This is a genomic window from Methanocrinis sp. (assembly GCF_049974945.1).
In the GTDB taxonomy this organism is placed as follows: Archaea; Halobacteriota; Methanosarcinia; order Methanotrichales; family Methanotrichaceae; genus Methanocrinis.
Map to the genome: position 1 here is coordinate 46594 of NZ_JBNGCU010000001.1, position 6663 is coordinate 53256.

7 protein-coding genes are annotated in these 6663 nt (G+C 62.4%); 5 read left to right on the top strand and 2 right to left on the bottom strand.

Translation table 11 applies throughout. The features are described 5' to 3' along the window. Positions 1-528 (top strand): SIMPL domain-containing protein (locus ACP5EL_RS00265; protein ID WP_428400416.1); only part of this gene is annotated, 528 nt, incomplete at its 5' end. Positions 529-652: 124 nt separating this feature from the next. Here the strand turns inward: ACP5EL_RS00265 and ACP5EL_RS00270 are convergent. Then, complete coding sequence (locus ACP5EL_RS00270; RefSeq protein WP_428400417.1) at positions 653-1042, bottom strand: DUF473 domain-containing protein; 390 nt, start codon at positions 1040-1042, stop codon at positions 653-655. A gap of 5 nt (positions 1043-1047) precedes the next feature. After that, positions 1048-1785 carry a proteasome assembly chaperone family protein gene (locus ACP5EL_RS00275; protein ID WP_428400418.1) on the bottom strand — a complete coding sequence of 246 codons (738 nt, stop codon included), beginning with the start codon at positions 1783-1785 and terminating at the stop codon, positions 1048-1050. Between the two features lie 142 nt (positions 1786-1927). Here ACP5EL_RS00275 and ACP5EL_RS00280 point away from each other — a divergent pair, with 142 nt between their 5' ends. The 4 genes from ACP5EL_RS00280 to ACP5EL_RS00295 all read left to right on the top strand — a co-directional run. Beyond that, complete coding sequence (locus ACP5EL_RS00280) at positions 1928-2209, top strand: glutaredoxin family protein (protein WP_428400419.1); 282 nt, start codon at positions 1928-1930, stop codon at positions 2207-2209. Next, the gene (locus ACP5EL_RS00285) at positions 2206-2724 is read left to right on the top strand and encodes a ferredoxin-thioredoxin reductase catalytic domain-containing protein (RefSeq protein ID WP_428400420.1); all 519 of its coding nucleotides are present in this window, start codon (positions 2206-2208) and stop codon (positions 2722-2724) included. The genes ACP5EL_RS00280 and ACP5EL_RS00285 overlap by 4 nt, the downstream gene beginning before the upstream one ends. A gap of 63 nt (positions 2725-2787) precedes the next feature. Then, positions 2788-5448, top strand: a complete 2661-nt coding sequence (locus ACP5EL_RS00290; RefSeq protein ID WP_428400424.1) for a heavy metal translocating P-type ATPase — start codon at positions 2788-2790, stop codon at positions 5446-5448. 34 nt (positions 5449-5482) lie between these two features. After that, positions 5483-6663, top strand: a 1181-nt coding sequence (locus tag ACP5EL_RS00295) for a dihydrolipoyl dehydrogenase family protein (protein ID WP_428400425.1), incomplete at its 3' end; no start/stop codon positions are given.

Consider the following 6663-nt stretch of genomic DNA (forward strand, 5'->3'; position numbering starts at 1 on the left):
GCCGTCGCCGATAACGCCCGGATGATGGCCGACTCCATCCAGGCCCTGTTGGCGGCCGGGGTCCCCGAGGAGGAGATCAAGACCTCGAGGTTCTCCATATACCCCACCCGAGACTGGATAGACGGCAAGAGGTCCGAGAAGGTCGTCTTCGAGGTCTCAAACCAGGTCACCCTCTCCCTAGATCTCACCGATGAGGTGGACGTGGGCGAGGTCCTCGACGCCGCCGTTGGCGCGGGGACCAACAGCGTGGAGAGCGTCACCTTCGGACTCCGGGACCCCGCGGGAGTCCAGGAGGAGGCCCTGGAGGACGCGGTCGATGATGCCGTGGGCAAGGCCCTGGTGATCTCGGAGGCTGCGGGGGTGAATCTCGGCCGAGTCTTATCGATCTCCGAGGGTGGAGCCTCGACCGAGCCCATGGCCGAGAGCCGGGTCTTCTTCGCCGCCGACGCCGGGGGTGCGACGCCGATTGTGCCGGGGGACGTGGAGGTGACGGCTGCGGTGACCATCACCTACGAGATCGAGGGATGAGCAGAGTTGAGGTCCAAAAAGACGACGGTCAGCCTGCCATCGGGCGGATCTCACCTGTCGTTCCTTTTTTTATATATCGCTGTACATCCAATAAATATAAAAAAGCTGCGGGACTGTCCTCGGCTCATCCCGCGTCGTAGTAGCAGACCTCGTCGACGTCCAAGACGGTCGGAGATCCGAGCCCGAAGCTCTTGACGCCCCTCACCCGACCATGGCCCACCATCGCAAGCTGGACCCTCGCCGCCTGGGCCTCCCTCTCCTCGTAGAAGTCGGCTCCGGCCTGGACCATCTTGTGGGTCACCACCTGAATCTCCCGGATACGAGTCAGCATACCGCCGGTCCCGGCGACGATGTCCGGGCCGCTCGCCTCGGTCAGGAAGATGACGTCTCCGGGGCTCGAGTGGAGGAGGGCGAGGAAGTTCTGAGGGCTCCTGATCTCGAGGGTCCGGATCCCGTTCTCTACGAGCTCCCTGATCACCTGTCTGGATATCCCAGTAAGTGCAACGCATTCCATGATCATCACCCGTACATCGGGTACTGGAGCTCTTTTTTGCCCGGAACCTCTTCGGCAGAGGTGCTCTTCACCTGCTCGGCGAGCTTCTGCATCTGAAGCTCGATCTCGTCCGCCCTCTCCTCAAGCTCCTTCGTATCGACGTCGAGGCCGTAGAGGGTGTTGAGCATCTTGACGGTGACGATGGCAGCCCGAGGATCTGGGGCCATGCTGTGGGTCTCGCCCAGGAGGCATATCGCCGGCATATTTCGGAGCAGGCATTCGTTCATGACGCTCCCTGATATACCCGATATCGTCCCGATCTCGAAGACCTCCACCTTCTCCCTTATCCTCTCCAGCATCTCCTCGGTGGTGGCGGCGCCGAAGACCCTCTGCTCCTCGCCCATCACCGTAATCCCGGCAAGACAGACCATCTCCTTAGCTCCGATCGACTCGACCCAGGATACGATCCCCCGGGCGAGGTCGTAAGAGGCTGCGGGGTGGACCGGAATATCCGAGCTTATCACCACCACCCCCAGGTCTGCCTTCTCGTATATCCTCACCGGCATGTGGGCTACCCCGCCCACCAGGACCGATAGGGGCGGAAAGAACCTAGAGTCTATGGCGCCTAGGTAGTCCATCTCCAGCTGGTTGACGACGTACTGGCTTGCGATGTTTCCGATCAGTCCGATCCCCGGAAACCCCTCGATGACCACCGGGTTCTCGGATTTCGGCCTCTCGGCTCTGACCTGGACTTCGTCAGTCATGAAAATATCTTTACCATCTGATTGCTGATAAGATCATCGCTCACCGCCTTACCAACCCACCACCCGGGTCCCTTGCTGTAACAACTTATTAATTCGATCAACGCCTTGGATTACCTGCAAATCTTCGAGATGGGGTGATCCTATGGGATTCGAACACGTCGAGGGGGAAGACCGGGGCGATATACTGCTCTACGCCCTCAGCACCTGTGTCTGGTGCAAGAAGACCAAAAAGCTCCTCGCTGACCTGGGGGTGGAGTACAGCTACATCTACGTCGATCTTCTGGAGGGGGAAGAACGGAAGAGTACCCTTGATGAGGTGAAGCGGCACAACCCGAACGCGTCTTTTCCCACCACGGTCATCGACGACGACCTGTGCATCGTCGGGTACAAGGAGAGGGAGATAAAGGAGGCGCTTGGGCTATGACCGATTTTGAGCCATCTTCTGAGGAGGTGGAGGCCCTCTTCGAGCAGCTGGACAGGGAGGCCGAGGAGATGGGCTACCACCTCAACCCGGACGCGGACTTCACCGAAGACCTGGTCCGGGGCCTTCTGGTCAACGAGAGGCGCTACGGCTATCGGGCCTGCCCCTGCAGGCTCGCCTCGGGGGACAGGGACGACGACCTGGACATAATATGTCCCTGCGACTATCGAGACCCGGATCTGAACGAGTACGGGGCCTGCTACTGTGCCCTCTACGTCTCCGAGGAAGTCCTCGCGGGCGAGCGGGAGCCGGGACCCGTTCCCGAAAGAAGGCCGTCGCCGGAGGTGCGGGAGAGGGCGGCGCGATCCCTCACCTCCCCCTCCGCCGAGTCGATCTCTTCTCTCTCTTACCCGGTCTGGAGGTGCCGGGTCTGCGGCTACCTCTGCGCAAGAGACGAGCCTCCGGGAGTCTGCCCCATATGCAAGGCCGAGATGGACCGGTTTGAGAGATTCATCTGAAGGGCGGTCTGAAACTCTGATGATGGCGGGAAGGACACTTTGGCGGAAGAGGAGGACCAGAAGATGGCGGAGAAGGAGACTAAGGCCGAGCTCAAGATATCGGGAATGATCTGCGCATCCTGCGCCTCCGCAGTAGAGGACTCCCTGAAGGAGGTGGAGGGGGTCGTTGAGGCCAGGGTGAACCTGGGAACAGAGACCGCCTCCGTCGAGTACGATCCCGCCAAGACGAAGCTCATCGACCTGGAGAGGGCCGTATTGGAGGCGGGATACGGCGTCGTCAACGAGAGGGTCGCCCTCAAGATCGGCGGGATGATGTGCGCCTCCTGCCTATCCGTGGTGGAGGACGCCATCGGCGAGGTGGAGGGGGTCAGCGGCGTCAGCGTCGACCTCTCGTCCGAGAGGGCGTACGTCACCTACAACCCGAAGATCGCCTCCGTATCCGATATGAGGGCGGCGATAGAGGGGGCCGGCTATACCTACGTGGGGGTCGCAGGAGAGGAGAGCGAGGAGGCCGAGAAGAGGGAGGTGGAGGCGAGAGAGAGGGACCTTGGGGATAAGCGGCGAAGGATCCTGGTGGGCTTTGCCGCAGGGGCCCTACTGATGGTTCTGGGGATGGCCCCCCTCTCCCCACCGTTGCCGATGCCCTACCTGATGCTGGTCATATCGACACCGCCCTTCGTCTACCTCGCCAGTCCCATCTTCTCGGCCGGGCTCAGGGCTCTACGGCACCGGAGCCTGACCATGGACGTCATGTACTCCATGGGGATAGGGGTCGCCTTCGCCTCGAGCCTTATGGGCACCTTCGGAATCGTTCTAACACCTCAGTTCATCTTCTACGAGACCTCCGTCTTTCTTGCAGCCTTTCTGACTCTGGGAAGGTACCTGGAGACGAAGGCGAAGGGGAGGACCTCTGAAGCGATCAAGAAGCTGGTTCGCCTGCAGCCCAGGACAGCCACCGTCCTCCGGGACGGCCTGGAGGTGGAGGTGGCGGCCGCCGACCTCGTCTCTGGCGACCTGATCCTTGTCCGGCCGGGGGAGAAGGTTCCCGCTGACGGGGTTGTCGTCGGCGGCGAGAGCTACGTCGACGAGTCGATGATCACCGGCGAGCCGATCCCCTCCCTCAAGAGGGCGGGGGATGCCGTCGTCGGCGGGACCCTCAACAAGAACGGGGCCCTCAGGTTTCAGGCCTCAAAGGTGGGGAAGGAGACCGTCCTCGCTCAGATCATCGCCCTGGTGGAGGAGGCGCAAGGATCCAAGCCCTCCATCCAGAGGCTGGCGGATAGAGCCGTCGCCTTCTTCATCCCCGCGGTCCTGGCCATCGCGGCCGCAACCTTCCTACTCTGGCGCTTCGTCCTCACAGATCTCGTCCCCGGCGACCCCCTCCTCTTCGCCCTCACCGCCACCATCTCGGTCCTGGTGGTGGCCTGCCCCTGCGCCCTGGGGCTGGCGAGCCCCACCGCGATCACCGTCGGCCTCGGCCGGGCCGCGGAGCTTGGGGTCCTGGTGAAGAGCGGCGAGGCCCTGGAGGCGACGGAGAAGCTCAATGCGGTCGTCTTCGACAAGACCGGGACCCTCACCGCGGGAAGGCCCGAGGTGACCGACCTTCTGGGCTTCGGTATCGTCGAGGCGGAGCTTCTCCGTATAGCCGGAGGGATCGAGGCGAGCTCGGAGCATCCTCTCGCCGAGGCCGTGGTGAGAAGGGCGAGGAGCGAAGGCGTCGCCCTCGCCGAGCCGACCTCCTTTGAGGCCTTGGGAGGAAAGGGCGTCCTCGCCCGGATCGATGGGGAAGATGCGGCGATCGGAAACAGGCTTCTCCTCCGGGAGAGGGAAATTGAGATTTCAGAAGAGGTCGAGGAGGCCGCCCTCCGCCTCGAGGAGGAGGGGAAGACCGCCCTCCTCGTCGTTCTCGGAGGGAAGGTCCTGGGAGTGGTCGGCATCGCCGACGCCCTCAAGGAGAACTCGCGGGAGGCGGTCGGAAAGCTCAAAGAGATGGGCTTTAGCGTTCTGATGATCACCGGCGACAACCCCTCCACCGCCAGGATGGTGGCGAAAGAGATCGGGATCGATAGAGTCCTGGCCGAGGTTCTCCCCTCGGATAAGGCCCGGGAGATAAAGAGGCTCCAGGAGAAAGGGATGGTCGTGGCCTTCGTCGGGGACGGGATCAACGATGCACCGGCCCTAGCTCAGGCTGATGTGGGTATCGCCATTGGAAGCGGGACCGACGTGGCCATCGAGAGCGGCGAGATCGTCCTGATAAAGGACGATCTGATGGACGCGGTGGCGGCGATCGAGCTCAGCCGGAAGGTGATGGGAAGGGTGAAGCTGAACCTCTTCTGGGCCTTCGCCTACAACTCAGCCCTGATCCCGGTTGCGGCAGGGGTTCTCTACCCATCCTTGGGGATCGCCTTCCGGCCGGAGCTGGCGGCCCTCGCCATGGCCGCCAGCTCCGTGACGGTGGTATCGTTATCGTTGATGTTGAAGGGATATGTCCCCCCCGCGAAGAGGGATATGGGAAGGGTATCGAAGGCTGAGAGGCTGAAGTCTAAGTCGTCTGAAGATATCTTGGAGGAGAGCATTTTGGCCATAGATCCGGTATGCGGCATGACGGTAGACGAGAGTGATGCGAAGTTCAAGGCCGAGTACAAGGGCAGAACCTACTACTTCTGCGCTCCGGGTTGCAAGAGGGCCTTTGAGAAGGAGCCGGAGAGGTATCTGAAGAGTTGAAGGCTCGAAGTTCGAGGAGATTCGGGTGAAGGGCATGAAAAGGTATGACCTGATCGTCATCGGTTCCGGCGCAGGGATGATCATCACATCGAGGGGGACGAGGGCGGGGATGAAGGTCGCCCTGGTTGACTCCGGCCCCCTGGGCGGGACCTGTCTCAACAACGGCTGCATCCCCTCAAAGGTATTGATCTATCCTGCGGACGCGGTCAGGGCCCTGGAGGACGCGAGGGCCGCCGGGGTGAAGGCCAAAGTCGAGGAGATCGACTTCGACCTCATAATGAGGCGGATGCACGCCATAGTCGAGGAGGGGAGGCGGGGGATGGAGCGGTCCATCAAGACCAACGAGAACCTGGACTGGTATCGGGGCTGGGGCGAGTTCGTCGGAGACCTCGAGATCAGGGTCGGCGAGGAGACGATCACCGCCCCCAAGATCTTCATCGGCTCAGGGGCGAGGGCCTCGGTCCCCCCGATACCGGGCCTGGCGGAGGCGGGCTTTCTGGACAACGTCTCGGTGATGGAGCTTGAGCGCCCTCCCAAGAGCCTGACCATCCTGGGCGGAGGGTACATCGGTTGTGAGTACGGCCACTTCTTCTCCGCCATGGGAACAGAGGTGACCATCATCGGGAGAAGCCACAGACTGTTGGACCACGAGGACCCCGAGATCTCCGAGATCGTGGAGAGAAGGCTCAGAGAGCACGTCAGCGTCAAGACCGGCCACGAGGTGGTGAAGGTGGAGTGGGAGGGGGGAAAGAAGGTCGTCTCCGCCCGAGACCTGGAATCCGGCGAGGGGAGGGAGTTTGCGGCCGAGGAGGTGATGGTGGCCCTGGGGAGGAGGTCGAACGCCGACCTGCTCAAGCCGGAGAGGACGGGGGTCGAGGTCGACCGCCACGGCTGGATCGTGGTCGACGATTATCTTGAGACGACCAGGCCCGGCGTATGGGCCTTCGGGGACGCCATAGGAAAAGACATGTTCAGGCACGCCGCGAACCGCGAGGCGAGGACGGCCTGGGATAACGCCTTCGGCAAAGAGGGGGAGAAAGATAAGGAGAAGGTGAAGGTCGACCGCCACGCCGTCCCTCACGCCGTCTTCACATATCCTCAGGTCGGCGCGGTCGGCATGACCGAGGAGATGGCGAGAGCCTCCGGCTACAGGGTCCTGGTGGGAAGGGCGAAGTACGGGGACGTGACCAAGGGGTACGCCATGGCCGAGGAGGA